Annotated in this window: 16 protein-coding genes, 5 tRNA genes, 3 rRNA genes and 1 other RNA gene; 3 read left to right on the top strand and 22 right to left on the bottom strand. The window is 52.9% G+C overall.

Features of this window, described 5'->3' with window-relative positions; genetic code table 11:
* Window positions 1-78: 78 nt before the first annotated feature.
* From nusG to QOT07_RS01270, 8 genes are all read right to left on the bottom strand, one after another.
* Entirely contained in the window at window positions 79-624 is a 546-nt protein-coding gene (nusG, locus tag QOT07_RS01305; RefSeq protein ID WP_012004741.1) for a transcription termination/antitermination protein NusG, read from the bottom strand.
* 1 nt (window position 625) lies between these two features.
* Window positions 626-1,009 (bottom strand): preprotein translocase subunit SecE, encoded by a 384-nt coding sequence (gene secE / locus QOT07_RS01300; protein WP_012004740.1) that lies wholly within the window; start codon window positions 1,007-1,009, stop codon window positions 626-628.
* A 257-nt stretch (window positions 1,010-1,266) separates the two neighbouring features.
* Window positions 1,267-2,451 carry an elongation factor Tu gene (gene tuf, locus QOT07_RS01295; protein ID WP_208718403.1) on the bottom strand — a complete coding sequence of 395 codons (1,185 nt, stop codon included), beginning with the start codon at window positions 2,449-2,451 and terminating at the stop codon, window positions 1,267-1,269.
* Window positions 2,452-2,560: 109 nt separating this feature from the next.
* Window positions 2,561-2,636, bottom strand: a tRNA-Thr gene (locus QOT07_RS01290).
* Window positions 2,637-2,642: 6 nt separating this feature from the next.
* A tRNA-Gly gene (locus QOT07_RS01285) sits at window positions 2,643-2,717 on the bottom strand.
* Between the two features lie 37 nt (window positions 2,718-2,754).
* Window positions 2,755-2,870, bottom strand: a non-coding RNA gene (locus QOT07_RS01280) — RtT sRNA.
* Window positions 2,871-2,916: 46 nt separating this feature from the next.
* Window positions 2,917-3,001 (bottom strand) — tRNA-Tyr (locus QOT07_RS01275).
* Between the two features lie 24 nt (window positions 3,002-3,025).
* Window positions 3,026-3,101 (bottom strand) — tRNA-Thr (locus QOT07_RS01270).
* 438 nt (window positions 3,102-3,539) lie between these two features.
* Between QOT07_RS01270 and coaA the strand changes: the two genes are divergently transcribed.
* On the top strand, window positions 3,540-4,490 hold the full coding sequence (coaA, locus tag QOT07_RS01265) for a type I pantothenate kinase (protein ID WP_085117644.1): 951 nt from the start codon (window positions 3,540-3,542) through the stop codon (window positions 4,488-4,490).
* A gap of 44 nt (window positions 4,491-4,534) precedes the next feature.
* Here coaA and birA read toward each other — a convergent pair whose 3' ends face one another.
* From birA to QOT07_RS01210, 11 genes are all read right to left on the bottom strand, one after another.
* The gene (birA, locus tag QOT07_RS01260; protein WP_099065331.1) at window positions 4,535-5,497 is read right to left on the bottom strand and encodes a bifunctional biotin--[acetyl-CoA-carboxylase] ligase/biotin operon repressor BirA; all 963 of its coding nucleotides are present in this window, start codon (window positions 5,495-5,497) and stop codon (window positions 4,535-4,537) included.
* Window positions 5,494-6,531 carry a UDP-N-acetylmuramate dehydrogenase gene (murB, locus tag QOT07_RS01255; RefSeq protein WP_219015136.1) on the bottom strand — a complete coding sequence of 346 codons (1,038 nt, stop codon included), beginning with the start codon at window positions 6,529-6,531 and terminating at the stop codon, window positions 5,494-5,496. The genes birA and murB overlap by 4 nt, the downstream gene beginning before the upstream one ends.
* 464 nt (window positions 6,532-6,995) lie before the next feature.
* Window positions 6,996-7,111, bottom strand: a 5S ribosomal RNA gene (gene rrf, locus QOT07_RS01250).
* A gap of 100 nt (window positions 7,112-7,211) precedes the next feature.
* A 23S ribosomal RNA gene (locus tag QOT07_RS01245) occupies window positions 7,212-10,121 on the bottom strand.
* Between the two features lie 234 nt (window positions 10,122-10,355).
* Window positions 10,356-10,431: transfer RNA gene (locus QOT07_RS01240), tRNA-Glu, on the bottom strand.
* Window positions 10,432-10,576: 145 nt separating this feature from the next.
* Window positions 10,577-12,119: ribosomal RNA gene (locus QOT07_RS01235) — 16S ribosomal RNA — on the bottom strand.
* Together the 16S, 23S and 5S rRNA genes with 1 tRNA gene alongside form the textbook arrangement of a ribosomal RNA operon.
* Window positions 12,120-12,558: 439 nt before the next feature.
* The gene (hemG, locus tag QOT07_RS01230; RefSeq protein ID WP_099065465.1) at window positions 12,559-13,092 is read right to left on the bottom strand and encodes a menaquinone-dependent protoporphyrinogen IX dehydrogenase; all 534 of its coding nucleotides are present in this window, start codon (window positions 13,090-13,092) and stop codon (window positions 12,559-12,561) included.
* Window positions 13,093-13,114: 22 nt separating this feature from the next.
* Complete coding sequence (gene trkH, locus QOT07_RS01225) at window positions 13,115-14,566, bottom strand: Trk system potassium transporter TrkH (protein WP_012004734.1); 1,452 nt, start codon at window positions 14,564-14,566, stop codon at window positions 13,115-13,117.
* Window positions 14,567-14,600: 34 nt separating this feature from the next.
* Window positions 14,601-15,215: an IMPACT family protein gene (locus QOT07_RS01220; RefSeq protein ID WP_099065466.1), complete on the bottom strand. Its 615-nt coding sequence runs from the start codon at window positions 15,213-15,215 to the stop codon at window positions 14,601-14,603.
* Window positions 15,215-16,546 (bottom strand): Xaa-Pro dipeptidase, encoded by a 1,332-nt coding sequence (gene pepQ / locus QOT07_RS01215; RefSeq protein ID WP_283602436.1) that lies wholly within the window; start codon window positions 16,544-16,546, stop codon window positions 15,215-15,217. Before pepQ ends, QOT07_RS01220 begins: the two co-directional genes overlap by 1 nt.
* A 117-nt stretch (window positions 16,547-16,663) precedes the next feature.
* Window positions 16,664-17,860, bottom strand: coding sequence for an MFS transporter (locus QOT07_RS01210; RefSeq protein ID WP_283602435.1), 1,197 nt, complete (start codon window positions 17,858-17,860; stop codon window positions 16,664-16,666).
* Between the two features lie 233 nt (window positions 17,861-18,093).
* On the opposite strand from QOT07_RS01210, the gene fadB reads away from it, so the two are divergent.
* Together fadB and fadA are read left to right on the top strand one after the other, a co-directional pair.
* The gene (gene fadB / locus QOT07_RS01205) at window positions 18,094-20,283 is read left to right on the top strand and encodes a fatty acid oxidation complex subunit alpha FadB (protein WP_283602434.1); all 2,190 of its coding nucleotides are present in this window, start codon (window positions 18,094-18,096) and stop codon (window positions 20,281-20,283) included.
* Window positions 20,284-20,293: 10 nt separating this feature from the next.
* On the top strand, window positions 20,294-21,457 hold the full coding sequence (gene fadA, locus QOT07_RS01200; RefSeq protein WP_261463642.1) for an acetyl-CoA C-acyltransferase FadA: 1,164 nt from the start codon (window positions 20,294-20,296) through the stop codon (window positions 21,455-21,457).
* Window positions 21,458-21,628: 171 nt separating this feature from the next.
* Here fadA and fre read toward each other — a convergent pair whose 3' ends face one another.
* The 3 genes from fre to pepE all read right to left on the bottom strand — a co-directional run bounded on the left by fre (window position 21,629) and on the right by pepE (window position 24,691).
* The gene (fre, locus tag QOT07_RS01195) at window positions 21,629-22,330 is read right to left on the bottom strand and encodes an NAD(P)H-flavin reductase (protein ID WP_085116546.1); all 702 of its coding nucleotides are present in this window, start codon (window positions 22,328-22,330) and stop codon (window positions 21,629-21,631) included.
* A gap of 50 nt (window positions 22,331-22,380) precedes the next feature.
* A complete protein-coding gene (gene ubiD, locus QOT07_RS01190; RefSeq protein ID WP_283602433.1) occupies window positions 22,381-23,877 on the bottom strand; it encodes a 4-hydroxy-3-polyprenylbenzoate decarboxylase in 1,497 nt (498 codons plus the stop codon).
* 88 nt (window positions 23,878-23,965) lie between these two features.
* A complete protein-coding gene (pepE, locus tag QOT07_RS01185) occupies window positions 23,966-24,691 on the bottom strand; it encodes a dipeptidase PepE (RefSeq protein WP_219015131.1) in 726 nt (241 codons plus the stop codon).
* Window positions 24,692-24,816: the final 125 nt, after the last annotated feature.

The following is a 24,816-nucleotide window of genomic DNA, read 5'->3' as shown; positions in this document are numbered from 1 at the left end:
AAACAAAAGGCGCGAAATTATAGTTCAATTTCGCGCCTCTGACAAGCGGCAAAAAGCCACTTATTGCTGATTAATTGATCAGCCTTTTTCGACCTGAGCAAAGTCCAGTTCCACTGGCGTTGCACGGCCAAAGATGGAAACGGAAACTTTCAGGCGGCTCTTCTCATAATCCACTTCTTCAACAACGCCGTTGAAGTCAGCGAACGGACCATCGCTAACGCGGACCAGTTCACCTGGTTCGAACAGCGTTTTCGGACGCGGCTTATCACCAACCTGCTGCAGGCGGTTCATAATCGCATCAACTTCTTTGTCGCTGATCGGAGCCGGACGGTCAGAAGTCCCGCCGATGAAACCCATTACGCGTGGAACGCTGCGTACCAAGTGCCAGCTGGCATCGTTCATCACCATCTGAACCAGTACATAGCCCGGGAAGAATTTACGTTCGCTTTTGCGACGCTGTCCGCCACGGATTTCAACAACTTCTTCCGTAGGAACCATGACTTCGCCGAACAGTTCTTCCATATCATGCAGTTTGATGTATTCACGCAGCGATTGCGCTACGCGACCTTCAAAACCGGAAAACGCCTGAACGACGTACCAACGTTTTTTTGGAGCTTCAGACATTTTAGAACCTCAGGCCAGTAATAAACGATACCAGACGGACCAGAATACCATCCAGCCCCCACAGAATCAGTGACATCACGGCAGTTACCGCGGCAACGATCAACGTGGTATGTAGCGTTTCCTGACGAGTTGGCCAGATCACTTTGCGCACTTCAGTACGCGCTTCACGTGCAAACGCAACGGTGGCTTTGCCTTTGGTCGTCATCAGCGCCACTGCGCCTGCAACGGCGATAACCACTACAACGGCCAGCGCGCGTAATGGCAGACTGAAATCACGGTAGAAATAGTTACCGACAATCGCTACAACCAACAGAACAGCGACGATCAGCCACTTAGCCGTTTCCAGGCCGCGCCCGCTCCCTTGAGCCTCGGTATTCGCACTCATAAACCAACCTGTCACAATGAATTCAGAACAGACAACTTTGCCTCGCACTGCAAGGCAAACCAAACCGATCAAATGCTGCTCGGCAGCATTTCGGTGTTTTACGCTATGACGTATCTCAGTCAATACGCTTTAAGAGCCCATCTCACCAATGATTATGACTGCAAAATCGCTGATGAGATAGGTTCTAGTTCACAGCGTAGAAAAAGGGCATCAAATGATGCCCTTTTACCGCGTGTCGCGTCAAATGTTATCAGCGATTAAGCGATAACTTTGGCAACAACACCAGCGCCAACAGTACGGCCGCCTTCACGGATTGCGAAACGCAGGCCGTCGTCCATCGCGATTGGGTGGATCAGGGTGACTTTCATGTTCACGTTGTCGCCAGGCATTACCATCTCAACGCCTTCTGGCAGTTCGATGGTACCGGTCACGTCAGTTGTACGGAAGTAGAACTGTGGACGGTAGCCTTTGAAGAATGGAGTATGACGACCACCTTCTTCTTTGCTCAAGATGTACACTTCTGAATCGAACTGAGTGTGCGGCTTGATAGAACCTGGTTTAGCCAGTACCTGACCACGTTCGATATCTTCACGCTTAACGCCACGCAGCAGAACACCAACGTTCTCACCAGCACGGCCTTCGTCCAGCAGTTTGCGGAACATTTCAACGCCGGTACAGGTAGACTTAACGGTGTCTTTGATACCCACGATTTCAACTTCTTCGCCAACTTTAACGATACCGCGCTCAACACGACCGGTAACAACGGTACCACGACCGGAGATGGAGAAGACGTCTTCGATTGGCAGCAGGAACGGCTTGTCGATAGCACGTTCTGGTTCTGGGATGTAAGAGTCCAGGTAGCCAGCCAGTTCGATGATTTTAGCTTCCCACTCAGCTTCGCCTTCCAGTGCTTTCAGCGCTGAACCACGAACAACCGGCAGGTCATCACCAGGGAAGTCATAAGCAGACAGAAGTTCACGAACTTCCATTTCTACCAGTTCCAGCAGCTCTTCATCATCAACCATGTCGCATTTGTTCATGAATACGATGATGTAAGGAACGCCAACCTGACGACCCAGCAGGATGTGCTCACGGGTCTGTGGCATAGGGCCATCAGTCGCAGCAACAACCAGGATAGCGCCGTCCATCTGAGCAGCACCGGTGATCATGTTTTTAACGTAGTCGGCGTGCCCTGGGCAGTCAACGTGCGCGTAGTGGCGAGACGGGGTGTCATACTCAACGTGAGAAGTGTTGATGGTGATACCACGAGCTTTTTCTTCTGGCGCGTTATCGATCTGGTCGAAAGCACGTGCAGAACCGCCGTAGGTTTTAGCCAGAACGGTGGTGATCGCTGCAGTCAGGGTAGTTTTACCGTGGTCAACGTGGCCGATAGTACCGACGTTAACGTGCGGTTTTGTACGTTCAAACTTTTCTTTAGACATCGATTGTCCCTCTAAGACACGGATAAATCGGTGGTATCACCACATCAACCAAGCAGTTGCTTGTTGAATCCAGAACAGAAAGAAAATCAGGGGGCGAGAGAATAAGAAGTGGTGCTGATAGGCAGATTCGAACTGCCGACCTCACCCTTACCAAGGGTGCGCTCTACCAACTGAGCTATATCAGCACATCTTGGAGCGGGCAGTGGGAATCGAACCCACATCATCAGCTTGGAAGGCTGAGGTAATAGCCATTATACGATGCCCGCATCCTGGAACTCGGCTACCTGACTTTTCTGTAGAATTTTTAGGTGGGAGAAGGATTGTTCGTCGCTTAACTCTCACCCTTCGGGCCGGCTACGCAATGCGCTGCACAACTCGAACCTTGCTGAAGGCTTTCGCCTTCCCCTTCCGCAGATTAACCGTTGCGAGTTTATCGCTGGCCGGTTAGTTGCCGAAGGCAAGATATGGTGGTGGGGGAAGGATTCGAACCTTCGAAGTCTGTGACGGCAGATTTACAGTCTGCTCCCTTTGGCCGCTCGGGAACCCCACCAGATTTTAACTACTGTGACTTGATTGGTGCCGGCTACCGGAATCGAACTGGTGACCTACTGATTACAAGTCAGTTGCTCTACCAACTGAGCTAAGCCGGCATCAAGTGCAGCGCATTCTAGGTAGACCGGACGGCCTATGCAACAAAAAAATTGCGTTAGCTGCACTTTCGCTCACAAATTACCCAATTTTGCTCACTGTCTGGCAATTCATACCGTCAGGCGCACAAAGATTCATCAATCACAGTCATCACTCCCTACACTGTAATTGTTCTTTTGCGAGTGTCGTCCACATATTTTACCTGAACAGCAGTTTCCTCCCATTCGGCAAGCTGTGAATTGAAGCAGGAATACGCCGAAATCGACTTCAGCCTACTGCGCGCCGCTTCGCACAATTGACATAAACTCATACTAATCGCCAACTTTTTAGAAAAAAGTCTACGCCAAAAACGAAGCTGTCTATAATATGCAGCTTGTTTCTTATCTGGAGTTGGCGTCCGGCGCCTTTCCCAACCTGCGTTAACAGGCAGAATTTGGCTTATGATAAAAAGAGATCAATCTTTAGCGACGCCCTATCTTCAGTTCGATCGTACCCAGTGGGCTGCGTTGCGAAATTCGGTGCCGCTGACACTGTCAGAAGAAGAAATTGTTAAACTTAAAGGGATTAACGAAGATCTCTCTTTGGAAGAGGTAGCACAGATTTATCTACCGCTATCGCGCTTGTTGAACTTCTATATCAGTTCCAACCTGCGCCGTCAGGCCGTACTTGAGCAATTCCTCGGCACCGACGGGCAAAAAATCCCCTACATTATCGGTATTGCCGGCAGCGTTGCTGTAGGTAAAAGTACCACCGCACGTTTGCTGCAGGCGTTACTTAGCAGTTGGCCGGAACATCGTAGCGTTGAACTGATCACCACCGACGGTTTCCTGCATCCGAATAAGGTGCTGAACGAACGCGGGCTGATGAAGAAAAAAGGCTTTCCACAGTCTTACGATATGCACAGCCTGGTGAAATTCGTTTCTGAAGTGAAGTCCGGTGCCAAGCGTGTGACCGCTCCGGTATATTCCCATCTGATTTATGATGTTGTCCCCGAAGGCAATAAAGTCATCGAACAACCGGATATTCTTATTCTGGAAGGGCTAAACGTATTACAGAGTGGGATGGACTACCCTCACGATCCGCATCGTGTATTCGTGTCTGACTTTGTTGATTTTTCAATATATGTCGATGCGCCTGAAGAACTGCTGCAAAGCTGGTATATTAACAGATTCCTTAAGTTTCGTCAGGGTGCGTTCTCTAATCCCGATTCTTATTTCCATAACTATTCCAAGCTACCTGAGCCAGAGGCTATCAATATAGCCACTCAGCTGTGGAATGAGATTAATGGACTGAATTTACAGGAAAACATCCTCCCCACACGTGAGCGAGCCAGTCTGATAATGACTAAGAGTGCTAATCACGCGGTTGAAAACGTGCGCTTAAGAAAGTAGTTTAATAATAGACAAGGGGCACTCTTGCCCCTTATTAATAATAATTATTCGGCGCTACGCAGAGATATTTCCCCACCGATAAATGGCTTAATCACACCTTCTTGATCGAGTAATAAAGCCCCTTGCTGATCGATGCCGCGTGCAATACCAAAGATCTGTTGTTCGCCGATTAACAGTTTAACCGGCCGATCAATAAAGTTATCCAACGCACGCCAGCGCGCAATAAACGGTGCCAAACCATCAATCTCGAACTGTCGCAGCGATTGACGTAACTCATTGAGTAAAGTGGCGGCCAGTTCATTACGATCGATATTAATCCCCGCTTCCTGCAGGTTTATCCAGCCCTGGTTAATCGCATTCGCATTGGTTTCACGCATCGCCAAATTGATACCTGCGCCAATCACCAATTGCGCTGCATCACCGGTTTTACCCGTTAGTTCAACCAGGATACCCGCTAACTTGCGATCGTTAAGGTATAAGTCGTTTGGCCATTTGACCCTGACCCCTTCCGCACCCAGGCCTTTCAACACCTCAGCCATCACTATGCCGATGACCAGACTCAAACCCATTGCTGCTGCAGGCCCCTGATCCAGTCGCCAGAACATTGAGAGATACAGATTGGCACCAAATGGCGAGATCCATTGGCGACCACGACGGCCACGACCAGCCTGTTGATACTCAGCGACACAGGCATCGCCCGATTGCAGGTCGCCAATACGATCCAGCAGATATTGGTTGGTGGAATCCACTACCGGTAGCACGGTGACGCGCTTATCAGCCAGTTGGCTAAGAATACGCTCGACATCCAGTAATTGGATTGGGCCAGGCAAGCTATAACCTTTCCCTGGTACGGTAAATACATCCAGGCCCCACTCACGGATTGTCTGGATGTGTTTATTAATGGCTGCACGGCTCATACCCAGCAACTCACCAAGATGCTCACCAGAATGGAAACCACCATCGGCCAGTATTGCAATCAGCTTAAGAGGGACTTTGGTATCCTTCATGAGAGAACCTCTACGGCATTTAACTCGCCATCCGTACCGATAAAGCGAACTTCCGGCTCGAGCCATACGTCGAACTTTTTCGCGACGGTATTACGTACGTGGCGAGCAAGCGCCACCACATCCTGACTGGAAGCGTTATCTACATTAACCAACACAAGCGCCTGTTGATTATGTACCGCTGCACCGCCAATTTGGTGCCCCTTCAGCTCACACTGGTCGATCAACCAGCCTGCAGCCAACTTCACCTGACCGTCCTGCTGTGGGTAATGCGGCATGCCAGGATATTCAGTAATCAATATTCTGGCCTTTTCGCTACTGACCAGTGGGTTCTTGAAAAAGCTGCCGGCATTACCCGTTACTTTAGGGTCAGGCAGTTTGCTGCGGCGCATTGCGCATACTGAGTCAAACACCTGACGGGGTGTCACCGTTTCCGGGTCCAACTTTGTCAGATCGCCATAATTCAGCATCGGCTCCCACTGCTTACTCAGGCGTAGGCCGACACCAACAATGATATGGCCCTTCTGAAAATGATGCTTGAAAATGCTTTCACGGTAGCCAAAGCCACAGTCTGATGCCGCAATACGATCAATGGCACCCGTATTCAGATCCAGCAGATCAACGTAGTCACATACGCTCTTGAGCTCGATACCATAGGCGCCGATATTCTGAATAGGGGCTGAACCTACCAGGCCGGGGATCAACGCCAGGTTTTCGAGGCCGGGAATGCCGGTTTCCAGAGTGCGACAAACCAAACCATGCCAATTCTCGCCAGAGCTAACGTGGAGAAACCAGGCGTCTTTCTCTTCTCTGATGTCGATTCCTTTTAATTGATTGATCATAACCGTACCGGCAAAGTCCTCAAGAAACAGGACGTTACTCCCTTCCCCAAGTACCAGCAGCGGCTCTTGGCGCTTCTGCGTTTTCTGCCAAACCTTGATCATTAATTCGATTGTTTCTGCAATGACCAGATGCGCTGCGTTGACCGGGAGCGCAAAAGTATTGTGTTTTTTTAATGACGCGCTTTCAGTAGACATAACGATAAATACCTATACGGAAATGAACCTTCGCCTAGTCTACTCGATTCGGCTCGCCAGGCTAATATTTGTTTTCATAGATAGAGTTTTTATCTGGATAACATCCACCGAGGGAATATTTCCAATTGTTTTATAAGGTATTTTCTATATAAATTAATGGAGGAGTACGAACCAGACTGGCGTCAACGTGATTAATACCTACATTTCTTTATAAATTAGTCTTATTACTGAGGACTAAAATACTCCATCCAACCTGAGCTATATATATTTAAAGTTATTCATCGTTTTTAAACATTGTTAATATTTATATATTATAGGTAAACAGTTGGATTTTATTCGGGGTTTATTGTGGCGGGGAGTTATCTCGCAGGACACGGCGTAGCTACGTCCGTTCTTTCTTTTCTTTCTTTCGCACACAGCAAAAAGCCCCATGCTTTCGCATGAGGCTTTCGACTTTAATTGATGCCTGGCAGTGTCCTACTCTCGCATGGGGAGACCCCACACTACCATCGGCGCTACGGCGTTTCACTTCTGAGTTCGGCATGGGATCAGGTGGGACCACCGCGCTATTGCCGCCAGGCAAATTCTGTTTCATTCCAACCGCCACTACCCGTAGCCATCAGAACCAATCTCGGAACATTCGCTGAAAATCTGTCTCTCTAAAACACTTTTGGTGTTGTAAGGTTAAGTCTCACGGATCATTAGTACTGGTTAGCTCAATGCATCGCTGCACTTACACACCCAGCCTATCAACGTCTTAGTCTTAAACGTTCCTTCAGGGGGATCAAGTCCCCAGGGAAGACTCATCTCGAGGCAAGTTTCGCGCTTAGATGCTTTCAGCGCTTATCTTTTCCGCACTTAGCTACCGGGCAATGCCATTGGCATGACAACCCGAACACCAGTGGTGCGTTCACTCCGGTCCTCTCGTACTAGGAGCAACCCCTCTCAATCTTCCAACGCCCACGGCAGATAGGGACCGAACTGTCTCACGACGTTCTAAACCCAGCTCGCGTACCACTTTAAATGGCGAACAGCCATACCCTTGGGACCTACTTCAGCCCCAGGATGTGATGAGCCGACATCGAGGTGCCAAACACCGCCGTCGATATGAACTCTTGGGCGGTATCAGCCTGTTATCCCCGGAGTACCTTTTATCCGTTGAGCGATGGCCCTTCCATTCAGAACCACCGGATCACTAAGACCTACTTTCGTACCTGCTCGAGCCGTCACTCTCGCAGTCAAGCTAGCTTATGCCTTTGCACTAACCTCACGATGTCCGACCGTGATTAGCTAACCTTCGTGCTCCTCCGTTACTCTTTGGGAGGAGACCGCCCCAGTCAAACTACCCACCAGACACTGTCCTCACCCCAGATTATGGGGCCGAGTTAGAACATCAAACATTAAAGGGTGGTATTTCAAGGTTGGCTCCACGCAGACTGGCGTCCACGCTTCAAAGCCTCCCACCTATCCTACACATCAAGGCTCAATGTTCAGTGTCAAGCTATAGTAAAGGTTCACGGGGTCTTTCCGTCTTGCCGCGGGTACACTGCATCTTCACAGCGAGTTCAATTTCACTGAGTCTCGGGTGGAGACAGCCTGGCCATCATTACGCCATTCGTGCAGGTCGGAACTTACCCGACAAGGAATTTCGCTACCTTAGGACCGTTATAGTTACGGCCGCCGTTTACTGGGGCTTCGATCAAGAGCTTCGCCTTGCGGCTGACCCCATCAATTAACCTTCCAGCACCGGGCAGGCGTCACACCGTATACGTCCACTTTCGTGTTTGCACAGTGCTGTGTTTTTATTAAACAGTTGCAGCCAGCTGGTATCTGCGACTGGCTTCAGCTCCGAGAGCAAGTCTCTTCACCTACGCGCCAGCGTGCCTTCTCCCGAAGTTACGGCACCATTTTGCCTAGTTCCTTCACCCGAGTTCTCTCAAGCGCCTTGGTATTCTCTACCTGACCACCTGTGTCGGTTTGGGGTACGATTTGATGTTACCTGATGCTTAGAGGCTTTTCCTGGAAGCTTGGCATCAACTACTTCTGCACCGTAGTGCATCGTCATCACGCCTCAGGGTTAGATAAGTAACCGGATTTACCAAGTCACTCCCCCTACACGCTTAAACCGGGACAACCGTCGCCCGGCTAGCCTAGCCTTCTCCGTCCCCCCTTCGCAGTAACACCGAGTACAGGAATATTAACCTGTTTCCCATCGACTACGCCTTTCGGCCTCGCCTTAGGGGTCGACTCACCCTGCCCCGATTAACGTTGGACAGGAACCCTTGGTCTTCCGGCGAGCGGGTTTTTCACCCGCTTTATCGTTACTTATGTCAGCATTCGCACTTCTGATACCTCCAGCAACCCTCACAGGCCACCTTCAACGGCTTACAGAACGCTCCCCTACCCAACAACGCCTAAGCGTCGCTGCCGCAGCTTCGGTGCATGGTTTAGCCCCGTTACATCTTCCGCGCAGGCCGACTCGACCAGTGAGCTATTACGCTTTCTTTAAATGATGGCTGCTTCTAAGCCAACATCCTGGCTGTCTATGCCTTCCCACATCGTTTCCCACTTAACCATGACTTTGGGACCTTAGCTGGCGGTCTGGGTTGTTTCCCTCTTCACGACGGACGTTAGCACCCGCCGTGTGTCTCCCGTGATAACATTCTTCGGTATTCGGAGTTTGCATCGGTTTGGTAAGCCGGGATGGCCCCCTAGCCGAAACAGTGCTCTACCCCCGAAGATGAGTTCACGAGGCGCTACCTAAATAGCTTTCGGGGAGAACCAGCTATCTCCCGGTTTGATTGGCCTTTCACCCCCAGCCACAAGTCATCCGCTAATTTTTCAACATTAGTCGGTTCGGTCCTCCAGTTAGTGTTACCCAACCTTCAACCTGCCCATGGCTAGATCACCGGGTTTCGGGTCTATACCTTGCAACTATTCGCCCAGTTAAGACTCGGTTTCCCTACGGCTCCCCTATACGGTTAACCTTGCTACAAAATATAAGTCGCTGACCCATTATACAAAAGGTACGCAGTCACCCAACAAAGTAGGCTCCCACTGCTTGTACGTACACGGTTTCAGGTTCTATTTCACTCCCCTCGCCGGGGTTCTTTTCGCCTTTCCCTCACGGTACTGGTTCACTATCGGTCAGTCAGGAGTATTTAGCCTTGGAGGATGGTCCCCCCATATTCAGACAGGATGTCACGTGTCCCGCCCTACTCATCGAACTCACAATTAATGCATTTTAGTGTACGGGACTATCACCCTTTACTGTGCGACTTTCCAGACGCTTCCACTAACACAAGAACTGATTCAGGTTCTGGGCTCCTCCCCGTTCGCTCGCCGCTACTGGGGGAATCTCGGTTGATTTCTTTTCCTCGGGGTACTTAGATGTTTCAGTTCCCCCGGTTCGCCTCATACGACTATGTATTCATCGTATGATAGTGCAACGAATTGCACTGGGTTTCCCCATTCGGGTATCGCCGGTTATAACGGTTTATATCACCTTACCGACGCTTATCGCAGATTAACACGCCCTTCATCGCCTCTGACTGCCTAGGCATCCACCGTGTACGCTTAGTCACTTAACCTCACAACCCAAAAGTGTTTCCACCTTCGTGCTGCTACATTTGAGAGACTCTATGACAGGTTAATCCTTACTCCAATACATCTACGGAGGAGTAAGTTTCAGCTGTCATGTTTCAATTTTCAGCTTGTTCCAGATTGTTAAAGAGCAATATCTTAAACACGACTCGTTAAAGTCATCTTTAAGATGTTTTCGGTTCGGCAAGAACCGGTGATAATGTCTTTCACTCATTATCGGATGGCGTCCCCAAGGGGATTCGAACCCCTGTTACAGCCGTGAAAGGGCAGTGTCCTAGGCCTCTAGACGATGGGGACACGAAAATCCGATTAAACTGAACGTCTTAATCGGTTCGTATCAGCATGAGTCAGAGACTCATTACATCAACAGGTAGCGCTTTTGCTCATTACTTTTTCATCAGACAATCTGTGTGAGCACTTCACTCGAATCAATATCATTAGGTAAGGAGGTGATCCAACCGCAGGTTCCCCTACGGTTACCTTGTTACGACTTCACCCCAGTCATGAATCACAAAGTGGTAAGCGCCCTCCCGAAGGTTAAGCTACCTACTTCTTTTGCAACCCACTCCCATGGTGTGACGGGCGGTGTGTACAAGGCCCGGGAACGTATTCACCGTAGCATTCTGATCTACGATTACTAGCGATTCCGACTTCACGGAGTCGAGTTGCAGACTCCGATCCGGACTACGACGTACTTTATGAGGTCCGCTGGCTCTCGCGAGTTCGCTTCTCTTTGTATACGCCATTGTAGCACGTGTGTAGCCCTACTCGTAAGGGCCATGATGACTTGACGTCATCCCCACCTTCCTCCGGTTTATCACCGGCAGTCTCCTTTGAGTTCCCACCATGACGTGCTGGCAACAAAGGATAAGGGTTGCGCTCGTTGCGGGACTTAACCCAACATTTCACAACACGAGCTGACGACAGCCATGCAGCACCTGTCTCACAGTTCCCGAAGGCACTAAGGCATCTCTGCCGAATTCTGTGGATGTCAAGAGTAGGTAAGGTTCTTCGCGTTGCATCGAATTAAACCACATGCTCCACCGCTTGTGCGGGCCCCCGTCAATTCATTTGAGTTTTAACCTTGCGGCCGTACTCCCCAGGCGGTCGACTTAACGCGTTAGCTCCGGAAGCCACGCCTCAAGGGCACAACCTCCAAGTCGACATCGTTTACAGCGTGGACTACCAGGGTATCTAATCCTGTTTGCTCCCCACGCTTTCGCACCTGAGCGTCAGTCTTTGTCCAGGGGGCCGCCTTCGCCACCGGTATTCCTCCAGATCTCTACGCATTTCACCGCTACACCTGGAATTCTACCCCCCTCTACAAGACTCTAGCTTGCCAGTTTCAAATGCAGTTCCCACGTTAAGCGCGGGGATTTCACATCTGACTTAACAAACCGCCTGCGTGCGCTTTACGCCCAGTAATTCCGATTAACGCTTGCACCCTCCGTATTACCGCGGCTGCTGGCACGGAGTTAGCCGGTGCTTCTTCTGCGAGTAACGTCAATGCAATGTGCTATTAACACACTACCCTTCCTCCTCGCTGAAAGTGCTTTACAACCCGAAGGCCTTCTTCACACACGCGGCATGGCTGCATCAGGCTTGCGCCCATTGTGCAATATTCCCCACTGCTGCCTCCCGTAGGAGTCTGGACCGTGTCTCAGTTCCAGTGTGGCTGGTCATCCTCTCAGACCAGCTAGGGATCGTCGCCTAGGTGAGCCATTACCCCACCTACTAGCTAATCCCATCTGGGCACATCTGATGGCGTGAGGCCCGAAGGTCCCCCACTTTGGTCCGAAGACGTTATGCGGTATTAGCTACCGTTTCCAGTAGTTATCCCCCTCCATCAGGCAGTTTCCCAGACATTACTCACCCGTCCGCCGCTCGTCACCCAGAGAGCAAGCTCTCTTGTGCTACCGCTCGACTTGCATGTGTTAGGCCTGCCGCCAGCGTTCAATCTGAGCCATGATCAAACTCTTCAATTAAAAGCTTGATTTGCTTCAACTCGTGAAGCGATGCTCGAAAATAACTTTCGTAATAGTCGTTCCGTTGGACAAGCCAACGAAACAACGTATTGCTTGGTCACTCTTCAAGACTTGATATTTTTTCGAACCCGAAGGTTCTGGATATCGTCTTGTGGAGTGCCCACACAGATTGTCTGATAAATTGTTAAAGAGCAGTGAGTTAGCCGCCGCAGCTTGCTATCTCGAGGTGGCGTATACTACGCTTTTCACCCGAAGAGTCAAGCGTTTATTTCGCTTTTCTCTTCCTGACCCGGCGACTTGGTTCTCGTTAGAGGAGTCGTTGTTCCCGGTCAGTGGAGGCGCATTATAGGGAGTTCTCAGAAGGCCGCAACCCCTAAATGCAAAAAACTTTTCAAGCGCGGATTTTTTCGGCAAAGCGCTGCACAAGTCAGCGTTTCCGTCATTTTTCATACTGAATATGGCCAAACTCCTGAGCAAAACGGTCCACCTGCTGCCAGTCGGTATACTCCACTTCTTTACTGGTATCCGTTTCGCCGCCCGTCATTCGCATAATAAGTTGAATCATGACTCGATCGAACCAGCGATAACGTGGATAACGAAGCGCGCCGGCAAACACGACACACTGTTTTGGCTGCCAGGGGGAAGACAACAGGAACTTGCGGGTATAGGCGTTAGTCTGTGGGGAACGCTTGTCTGCCTTACGTGCGGTCAGGTTCACGCTAAAGAATGCGCTCGGCATCAGGTTCAACTGTTCGGCATGACGCTTAACGAACTTTTCCAACGTCGGATGGAAATGGCCATAGCGTATTGAGGCACCAATCAGTACCTGCTGATACTGATTGAGGTCGACATTGTCCGCCTGCAGCAAATCGATCACGTCGCAGCGCAGCGTATCCTGCAATTTGTTTGCTATATAAGAAGCGATAGAACGTGTTTGCCCATCACGGCTAGAATAAAGAATCAGTGCCTTCACGGCGTTACTCCTTCTATCAGGATCATTCACGCCAGAACGTCGGCGTAAACAGAACCAGCAGTGTAAAGACCTCAAGGCGCCCGAACAGCATCGTCAGAACCAGGATCCACTTCGCCGGTGCAGGCATAGTGGTAAAGTTATCCGCCACCACTCCCAGCCCAGGTCCAAGGTTGTTCAACGTCGCCGTTACGGCAGCAAAGGCAGAGAAATCATCAACGCCGGTAGCAATAATTGCCAGCATGCTGACGATAAACACCAGCGCATAAGCAGAGAAGAATCCCCAGACCGCCTCCAGGATACGTTCCGGCAGCGCGCGGTTACCCAATTTAATAGTGTAAACCGCATTAGGGTGCACCAACCTTTTTAGCTCACGCGAGCCCTGTAAATACAGCAGCAGGATACGGATCACTTTCAGGCCGCCACCGGTCGAGCCGGCACAGCCACCTATAAATGCGGAACACAGCAACAGCATCGGCAGGAATAACGGCCATTTGGCAATGCTGTCAGTGGTAAAGCCCGCCGTTGTCGCCATCGACACCACCTGGAAGAACGCCTGATTGACCGTTTCCATTCCGGTTTTGTAGACCCCATGTCCCCACAGCACGGCGGTGCACACCACTACCAGCGTCAACTGCACGGCAATAAACATACGGAACTCAGGATCTCGCCAATACACTTTCAGACTGCGGCCGCTCAGCAAGGCGAAGTGCAAGCCATAGTTACAACCGGAGATCAGCAGGAAAATCGCAATGATGGTGTTGATGGTCGGACTGGCGTAATAGCCGATGCTGGCATCGTGGGTAGAGAAACCGCCAATAGCGATGGTCGAGAAACTGTGGCCGATGGCGTCAAACACCGACATGCCGGCGCCCCAAAGTGCCAGCGCACAGGCAATGGTCAACAGAACGTAAATCAGCCACAGAGTTTTGGCCGTTTCGGCAATGCGTGGACGCATTTTGTTATCTTTCAACGGTCCTGGCATTTCTGCGCGGTACAGCTGCATGCCACCGACGCCGAGGATGGGCAGTATCGCGACTGCCAACACAATGATCCCCATCCCGCCCATCCATTGCAGCATCTGACGATAGAACAAAATGGCTTTGGGTAGTGAGTCCAACCCCACCAGCGTCGTCGCCCCCGTGGTGGTTAAACCGGAAAACGATTCGAAGAAGGCATCGGTCAGCGAAAGATTAGGTCGCTCCGAAAATAAAAACGGTAATGCCCCGACGCTGCCCAGCACCGTCCAGAACAACACCACAATCAGAAACCCCTCTCGTGGCTTCAACTCATGCTTTTGTTTACGGTTAGGCCACCACAGCATCAGGCCAATGGTTACCGCCACAAAGAAGGTCTGGCTGAATGCCCGCCCCGCCCCATCGCGGTATATCAATGCCACCAGACCAGGAATAAACATCGTCCCGGAGAACAGGATGACCAGCAAACCAACGATACGGGTTATAGCGCGAAAATGCATTTCAGCACGATCCTTAGCAATTCAGTTGGGGGAATTATTGCGAAATGGGGGTTAATTGCAAATTACCGCGACTGAGATCACGTAATTTATTCCCGAACGCTTCAACGCCGGTGACCGGTAAAGCCAGATGCAGCATGACGAAAGCGCCATATTCCCCCTGTACAATCCGCCCTTCAGTTTGCTGCAACAGATTCTCTACCAACGCCAACTGAGCATAGTCACATTGCAAAGTATATTCGGCCTGCGGAATTTTGTAGCTCACGGCCAATTGCTTTAATGCCTGCTGCACACCACTGCCGTAGGCTCTCACCAAGCCGCCGGTACCCAACTTGATACCGCCGTAGTAACGTACCACCACGGCGGTGATTTCGCCGATGCCGCTGCCCATCAGTTGGGCCAGAATGGGTTTACCCGCCGTGCCGGAAGGTTCTCCGTCGTCGGAAAAACCCAACTGCTGTGAGTCCGTCGGTGGCCCGGCGACAAATGCCCAGCAATGGTGCCTGGCCGCCGGATGTTCATCACGAACCTGCTGGATAAATGCCTTTGCCACATCAACCCCGCCGGTCGGTGCCAGCAGGGTGATGAAACGGCTCTTCTTTATTTCTTCGCTGACACTGACGGGGCCTGCCGGGATCGGATAAGGCTGCATCAGGCCAGATTCAGATCGCGCGTCATGTTCTCGATACGCTTTTCGTGGATCACAATATTGTCTTCAATACGGATACCACCATAAGGTTTCAGTGCATCGATGCGATCCCAGGCAAAGTGTTGACTGAATTCACCGCTGCGCCATGGCGTCAGCAGGGACTCAATAAAATACATGCCAGGCTCAATGGTCAATACCATGCCTGGTTGCAACACCCGGGTGCAGCGCAGGTACGGATATTTGGACGGGGCGGCCAGATGGGTACCCTGTTCATCCTGCATAAAGCCGGCTGAGTCATGTACCTGCAACCCCAGAGGGTGGCCCAGACCGTGTGGCAGGAATGGTGTGGTCAGCCCCTGCTCTACCATGGCTTCTTCACTGATGCCACTCACCAGCTTGTGGCTCTTGAGCAGTTTGGCGACGCGTTGATGCATTTGCACATGGTAATCGGTGTAACGCACGCCAGCTTTGATGGTAGCCATCAGCGCCAGTTGCTCAGTGTTAAGATCTTTTATCAGGTGTGCAAAATCACTGCCGCTCTGGCCCGCGTAGGTTCGTGTCAAATCAGCGGCGTAACCGTTATATTCGGCACCGGCGTCAAGCAGGAAGCTCAGCATTTCGGACGGTGGCTGATGATCCAGCGTGGTGTAATGCAGCACTGACGCATGCTCATTCAGCGCAACAATGTTGTCATAAGGCACATCGGTATCGCGATGCCCCGTCGCCGTGAGGTAAGCCTGGTTGATATCAAACTCACTCATGCCGGACAGGAAGGCCTCATGAGCAGCACGGTGCCCCATTACAGCGGTCTTCTGTGCTTCGCGCATACAGGCCAGCTCGTAGCCGGTTTTGATGGAACGATGGAAATCGAGGTAGTTCAACACCGCTTTCGGGTTGACGTTTTCCGCCAGGATGCCCAGATCGCGAGCACGCTGCTGCGCATAGCCGATATAACCCACACGCTCACGCTGGGCAGGAAGCTGCTGCGCGATTTCATCAGCATTGGCCAGCGGTATCAGTTCAACGGACTTGGTCCAGAAACTCTCCGGCAGTGGCTCAACGCTGTGCCAGTAATCTACCGGCGAATAGAACCACAGCTTCGGTTTGTTAACGCCATCCACCCACAGCCAGCAGTTTGGCACTGAAGTGACGGGCACCCAGGCCTTAAAGTGTGCGTTCACTTTGAACGGGTAGCTACGGTCATCCTGGAATATCCGCTGCAATTCCCCGGAGTGAATCAGCAACGCATCCAGTTTGTTACGCGTTAACACTTCACGCGCCCGCTTTTGTAGCTCTGCCAGGTGGTCGTTATACAAAGAAGCCAGTGTTTCCATCACAATACCCTTATACATACCATTAGAACGGAATGAGTCATCTTAGCACACCGTTCAGGTGCACCAACCCCATCAGCTCTGGCATGCGGAGCGGTTCGCAAATCACTGTAAACGTCGTTACATCCGTAGCTTAACAATTAGCCAGGCGATCAGGCCAAGCAATGCAATCACGGCTGCCCACAGACCGTGATGTTCGAGCAAAACCGCACCGGCAGCGGCAATACCCGCCAGACACTGCTGCAGAAAACCACACAGCGCCATAGCATAGGCACCCTGTTCTTTGGCATCGCTCACCGCCATCGCCATGCTGTTGGGGAACAGTACCGCCTGACCAAAAATCGTCAGGCAATACAGCGCGATGAAAACTGTCATACCGGAAAGCCCCACCAGCGTACCGCTCCACCACAGCAGCATGATCGCGATGGTGGTGACGGCGACGATACTCGTCCCCGCCTGCATCAGCCGCTTACCACCAATACGTGCCACCGTCCGGTTTACTGCCATTGCCCCGGTAAAGTAAGCCACGCCGATCACCAGCCCCAGCGCCCCAAAGGCGGTAACGTTGAGGCCAAACCCCTGCTGCATGATAAACGGGCTCACTTCCTGCAAGGTGACCGTGGTAGCAAACCCCAATCCGCCGACAATCGCCGGCCAGAAGAATCCCGGTCGACGCAGAATAAGCCAATAGGTTGCCACCATGGCCGGGCGCTGGCCCAGGGTGCGACCCGCTTCCAGTGGCAGCGTCACCATTAATAGCAGGATCGCCAACCCGGTCAGCCCCATCAGGACAAAACCCATTTGCCAGTGTGAGTACTGGCTAAGCAGCCCGCCGACAAATTGCCCACCGCCCAACGCGGCGATAAAGGCTATCGACAGAACCGAGAGACGCCTTGCCAGCTCATCGCCACTCCAGTTATCACGAACAATAATTCGCGCGATGATCGCAGCACCGCCGGCGGCCACCCCCTGCAGCGCCCGCAGCATCAATAATTGAGTACCGTTACTGCAAAACGCCAGCAGCGCACTGCAACTGATAAACAGCGCCAGAGACAATGTCAGCGGCAGGCGACGGCCAAAACGATCGGCTGCCGCCCCCCAGAACAATACCGGCAGGGCGGCACCTATCACGAATATCGATATCGAAAGCTCGGTGGCGCGGCGCGTCATTCCCAGTTCCTGCATCACCGTCGGTAATGAAGGTAAATACACCGTCGTCGCCATCTGAGCCATAAACACCAGCAGGCAAGCCAACGTCATGGTTCTGGCGGGAATACTCCAGAAACCGCTGTGTTTTACACATACCGCTTTACTCATTTCACACCTCTGCGTGGGCAGCGCTCTGCTCTGGCAAGAGTAATAGGGCTTTCACACGCCGACAAATCACCATAAAGCATAAAATATAACTTCGTTTTAAATCAAAACACTAACCCAACGCCATGTGATCAGACCAGCAAAAATGCAATCTCTCATTTGCATATTGTTAACATAAAAACCACACTCCTCATCATCTGGTCATACCAGATCAAACGCTGATTCAGGAGATAGACATGCTCTACCAAGGCGAAACATTACAACTACATTGGCTCGACAACGGCATCGCCGAGCTGGTGTTCAATGCCCCAGGCTCGGTCAACAAGCTGGATACCCGCACCGTTGCCAGCCTGGGCGAAGCGCTCGCGGTGCTGGAAAAGCAGACCGAGCTGAAAGGCTTGCTGCTGCGTTCCACCAAGGCCGCCTTTATTGTCGGCGCCGACATCACCGAATTCCTTTCGCTGTTCGCTGCCCCGGCTGAAAAGCTGCAGCAGTGGCTGACCTTCGCCAATGCGATCTTTAACCGGCTGGAAGATCTGCCGGTACCGACCATTTCGGCCATTAATGGCTATGCGCTCGGCGGCGGCTGTGAATGCATTCTGGCAACCGACTTCCGTGTCGCATCACCAGATGCGCGCATCGGCCTGCCGGAAACCAAACTGGGCATTATGCCGGGCTTCGGCGGTTCGGTTCGTCTGCCCCGCCTGCTGGGTAATGACAGCGCACTGGAAATCATCGCCGCCGGTAAAGACGTCAGCGCCAAAGACGCGCTGAAGGTCGGCCTGGTGGATGCGGTCGTTGCACCGGAAAAATTGGTGGAAGCTGCGCTGAAAATGCTGCAACAGGCCATTGAGGGCAAACTGGACTGGCGCGCTTATCGCCAACCCAAGCTCGAGCCGTTGAAACTCAGCCCAATCGAAGCGGCCATGAGCTTCACCACCGCCAAAGGCATGGTGCTGCAAACCGCCGGCAAACATTATCCGGCGCCAATGACCGCAGTTAAAACCATTGAGGCCGCCGCCAGGCTGGGCCGGGATGAAGCTCTTAAACTGGAAACCGCCAGCTTTGTGCCATTGGCCCGTTCCAAAGAGGCCCGCGCATTAGTCGGTATCTTCCTTAATGACCAGTTTGTGAAGGGTCAGGCGAAGAAGCTGGCAAAAGGTATCGAAGCACCGAAGCAGGCTGCAGTGTTGGGGGCCGGTATCATGGGTGGCGGTATCGCCTACCAGTCCGCGCTCAAAGGCGTGCCGGTGATCATGAAAGACATCAGCGACAAGTCCCTGACGCTCGGTATGAATGAAGCCGCCAAACTGCTGAACAAGCAGTTGGAACGTGGCAAGCTGGATGGTATGAAGATGGCCCAGGTGCTGTCGACCATTCAACCGACGTTGGATTATGCCGGTATCGAACGCGCACAGGTGATCGTCGAAGCCGTGGTCGAGAATCCAAAGATTAAGGCAGCAGTACTGTCCGAAGTGGAAGGCCTGATCGGTGAAGATACCGTGCTGGCGTCCAATACCTCGACCATTCCGATTAATCACCTGGCAAAATCGCTGAAGCGCCCACAGAATTTCTGCGGTATGCACTTCTTTAACCCGGTACACCGTATGCCACTGGTGGAAATTATCCGCGGTGAGCAGACCAGCGACAGCACCATCGCCGCCGTGGTGGCCTATGCCAGCCGTATGGGCAAAACGCCAATTGTGGTTAACGATTGCCCAGGGTTCTTCGTCAACCGCGTGTTGTTCCCGTATTTTGCCGGTTTCAGCATGCTGCTGCGCGACGGTGCAGACTTCCGCCAGATCGACAAAGTGATGGAAAAACAGTTTGGCTGGCCAATGGGCCCAGCTTATCTGCTCGACGTCGTGGGGATTGATACCGCACATCACGCTCAGGCGGTGATGGCGGCCGGTTTCCCGGAGCGTATGGGGAAAGATTACCGCGACGCTATCGACGTGATGTTCGATAACCAGCGTTTTGGCCAGAAAAACCAGCAGGGCTTCTATCGTTACAGTCAGGACAACAAAGGCAAGCCGCGTAAAGACAACGATGAGCAGACCGATGTGCTGCTGGCCGAAGTCAGCCAACCGCGTCAGACCATCAGCGACGAAGAAATTATCGCCCGCATGATGATCCCGATGATTAACGAAGTGGTGCGCTGCCTGGAAGAAAACATTATTGCCAGCCCGGCCGAAGCCGATATGGCGCTGGTCTACGGCATCGGTTTCCCTCCGTTCCACGGCGGGGCGTTCCGCTACCTGGATACGCTTGGCACCGCCAATTATGTTGAGCTGGCCCAGCGTTATGCGCATCTTGGTGCCCTGTATCAGGTGCCTGCCGGCCTGCGCGCCAAAGCCGAACATAATGAAAGCTACTACCCGGTGGCAGCCCCGCTGTCCGATGTCTCCACTGGCCAACCGGCATGAGGTCATAAAGATGGAAAACGTAGTTATTGTTGATGCCGTACGCACGCCGATGGGCCGATCCAAGGGCGGTGCCTTCCGCCAGGTACGTGCTGAAGATCTTTCCGCTCACCTGATGCGCGCCGTACTGAGCCGTAATTCGGCGCTGGATGCCGCCGAAATTGACGACATCTACTGGGGTTGCGTGCAGCAAACGCTGGAGCAGGGCTTTAACATCGCCCGTAACGCTTCCCTGTTGGCCGAGATCCCGCATAGCGTTCCTGCGGTCACCGTCAACCGACTGTGCGGTTCCTCCATGCAGGCGCTGCACGATGCCGCACGCGCCATTATGGTCGGCGATGCACACGTCAGCCTGATTGGTGGCGTAGAGCATATGGGCCACGTGCCGATGAATCACGGCGTGGATTTCCACCCGGGTCTGAGCCGCAGCGTGGCAAAAGCCGCTGGTATGATGGGCCTGACCGCCGAAATGCTGGCCAAGATGCACAATATCAGCCGCCAGATGCAGGATGAGTTCGCAGCACGCTCGCACCAACGCGCGCATGCCGCCACTCTGGCCGGCTATTTCAAGAATGAAATCATCCCAACCACCGGCCATGACGCCGACGGGGTGCTGACCCGCTATGACTTCGACGAAGTGATCCGCCCGGAAACTACCGTCGCCAGCCTTGCGGCACTGCGTCCGGCATTCGACCCGGTCAACGGTACCGTCACCGCCGGCACCTCTTCGGCCTTGTCTGACGGTGCTTCCGCCATGCTGTTGATGAGTGAGTCACGAGCCAAAGCGCTGGGCCTGAAAGCCCGAGCCCGCATTCGTTCGATGGCGGTGGTCGGTTGCGACCCGTCCATCATGGGTTATGGCCCGGTACCTGCCAGCAAGTTGGCGTTGAAACGCGCCGGACTGAGCGTGCAGGACATCGATCTGTTTGAACTGAATGAAGCCTTTGCCGCCCAGTCACTGCCGTGCATCAAGGATCTGGGGCTGTTGGACAGCATTGACGACAAAATCAACCTGAACGGTGGCGCCATTGCTCTGGGCCATCCATTAGGCTGCTCGGGTTCACGTATCTCTACCACCCTGCTGAACAATATGGAACGCCGTGACGTGCAGTTTGGTCTGGCGACCATGTGCATCGGTCTGGGTCAGGGGATTGCCACCGTCTTCGAACGCGTTTAGCTGTGTCTATTTGGGATGCCTGCGTCAACACTTAAAACCGCAGCATCCCGCCAAGTTTAGTTGCCGTACTTCCCGCCTGTCAGGGGCGGGTTTTTTTATGCCTGAAATCCGCTGACGCCCCCAATAAAAAGGGGCAGCCATTGGCCACCCCGTTTGATACCGCTTCGCGCCTCAGATAAACGAGAAGGCGTCGCCAAACATATGCGCTTCCAGTGCGCCACGTTCGGCACAGAAACGTTCGCGAGCGATTTTTGCCATCTCGAAACGGCCGGCAATATAAATGTCGTGTTCTGCCAGCGTGCCGAAGTCCTGCAACACCGCGCTGAGCACCGTGCCACTACGGCCACGCCACTCTTCTTCCGGCTGTTCAACCACCGGGATCACTTTCAGATTCGGGTGCTGCAACGACAAGGCTTCCAGTTCACTCAGATCATACAGGTGCTTCAGCTCACGCCCGCCCCAGTAGATAGAGATATCGCGATCCGGCTGCTGTTCCAGTGCGGCCAACAGAATCGAGCGCGCGTAGGAGAAGCCCGTACCGCCGGCGATCAACACCAGCGGACGGCTGCCTTCTTCACGCAGCCAGGCGTCACCGTGCGGAATATCAACGGTAATAGCCTGCTCTTTCAGAATACGATCCATCACCGCCATGGCGTACAGATTCAGCTCCGAAGCGCCAATATGCAGCTCAATGTAATCCTTGTCTGTCGGAATCGATGCCAGTGAGAACGGACGCTTGTCGCGCTCATCCATCACCACCATCAGATACTGCCCTGCCTTGAAAGAAAACGGTGCCTCAGGCACCAAACGTACCCGATAAACCGTATCGGTAATGGCCTCTACGGAGGTCACTTTACAGCTCAATATTGTCATGCGTTCCCTCTGTCGGGTCATCAATGCAAAACTGAGAACAAAGCCTGGCGCTACAGCGTCGGTTCTCTGTCACTGAAAATTGCGAGCTCATCCCAGATGTCATCGACGCGCGCACGCACCTTTTCATCCATCTGAATCGGACGGCCCCATTCGCGCTGGGTTTCACCCGGCCATTTATTGGTGGCATCCAGCCCCATCTTCGATCCCAAACCGGAAACCGGTGAGGCGAAGTCCAAATAATCGATCGGCGTATTCTCCACCAAAACGGTATCCCTTGCCGGATCCATTCGGGTGGTGATCGCCCAAATCACATCATTCCAGTCGCGTGCGTTGACGTCATCGTCACAGACGATAACAAACTTGGTGTACATAAACTGACGCAGGAACGACCAGACACCCATCATTACGCGTTTGGCATGACCGGCATACTGTTTCTTGATAGTCACCACCGCCAGACGATAAGAGCAACCCTCAGGCGGCAGATAGAAATCAACAATTTCCGGGAACTGCTTTTGCAGGATAGGAACGAAGACTTCATTCAGCGCCACGCCCAACACCGCCGGTTCATCCGGCGGACGACCAGTGTAGGTCGAGTGATAAATGGCATCACGACGCTGGGTGATATGGGTGATGGTGAATACCGGGAAGTGGTCTATTTCGTTGTAGTAACCGGTGTGATCGCCATACGGACCTTCAGGCGCCATTTCACCCGGCTCGATATAGCCTTCCAATACGATTTCCGCACTGGCGGGCACTTCCAGATCGCAGGAGATGCACTTGACCACTTCGGTTTTGTTGCCGCGCAGCAGCCCGGCAAAGGCATATTCAGACAGGGTATCCGGCACCGGTGTTACCGCGCCGAGAATGGTGGCGGGATCTGCGCCCAGCGCAACCGCAACCGGGAAACGCTCACCGGGATGCGCCTGGCACCATTCCTGGTAATCCAACGCGCCGCCGCGGTGCGACAGCCAACGCATGATGACTTTATTCTTGTTCAGCACCTGTTGGCGATAAATGCCCAGGTTCTGTCGCTCTTTTTGCGGCCCGCGGGTCACGGTCAGGCCCCAGGTGATCAGCGGTGCGGCATCTTCCGGCCAGCAGTGCATCACCGGGATACGGCTGAGATCGACATCATCCCCCTGCCATACCTGCTCCTGACAAGGTGCTGAACCCAACACCTTGGTCGGCATGTTCAACACTTGCTTGAACTTCGGCAGTTTATCGAACAGATCGCGAAAGCCCTTTGGCGGCTCCGGCTCTTTAAGGAACGCCAGCAACTTGCCGACCTCGCGCAACGAGCTGACATCCTCCTGGCCCATCCCCAGCGCTACCCGACCGGGAGTACCGAACAGATTGCACAGCACCGGCATGTCGTACCCTTTAGGGTTTTCGAACAGCAACGCCGGGCCGCCCGCACGTAAAGTACGATCGGCAATTTCTGTCATTTCCAGATAGGGATCAATCGGCTGGCTAATGCGTTTTAGTTCGCCTCTCTTTTCCAGCAACGAGAGGAAATCGCGTAAGTCACGGTATTTCATGCTGATCATTATAACGGCCAGTGAGAAGGGCATTATAGGCCCTCTTCACGGTTGTTGCTGCACTTTTGTTAAACACCGGTAAAGACCTCACCGGCACTCAGTGGCACGTGAACGGCACCAGCGGGCTTAATGCCTGCGTATCCTGATACTCCTGGGTCTCCACGCCGTGGCGGAACACCTTGAAGCCCTGGTCTCTGGCACTGAAATAACGCAGATCATTGCCCTCAACGTGCAACAGGCTGCCTTCGCGCAGCGCCACCACAGATTCGCTCGGATTGACTGCACAGAACTCCGCCAGGCGCTCATCACGGGTTTCACCCATGTGGCCACTGATATGGGCGTCAATGTAATGCGGGTTAATTTGTACCGGGAACAGGCTCAACGCCGGCAACACGACGCTGTTGCGCACCGGCATGTCATTGGTGGTACGAATGCTCGGCGTGGCCACGTTACACCCGGCGCTCCAGCCAACATAGGGAATGCTGCGTTCACCAACGGCTCGCTGGATCGGGACGATCAGGCCCTTCTCATGCAGCATCTGGTTCAGCATCCAGGTATTGCCGCCGCTGACCAAAATACATTCCGCCTGTTCAATCGCCGCGGCAGGAGACTCGGCATGGTGAATACTGGTGACCTTGATGCCTAAAGTTTGTGCCAGATCCTGCGCGCGCTGATCGTAATCACTGCGGATCATGGCATATGGGATGAAAACGGCGGACGTAATACCGCGACGCGCGATCATCGCCAACAGGTGGTTCTTGGCATAGCCCAGCAGTTCACTCTCACCGGACAGCTTGCCGTTGCTCAACAGAAATAACTCCATTTCTCCCCCTCAATCAAAAACGATGAATACCGTCACATCAGGCGACAGCGCCTCAAGGCATACTGCGACGGTAGCAAATTTTCAGCCCTCTGTTATACCCAAGCCGTGCGGATAAGTGTGTGACC

It is taken from the genome of Serratia proteamaculans (genome assembly GCF_949794035.1).
GTDB classification, from domain to species: Bacteria; Pseudomonadota; Gammaproteobacteria; order Enterobacterales; family Enterobacteriaceae; genus Serratia; species Serratia proteamaculans.
The sequence above is the reverse complement of the archived record's forward strand: the minus strand, read 5'-3'. Positions and strand labels throughout refer to the sequence as shown.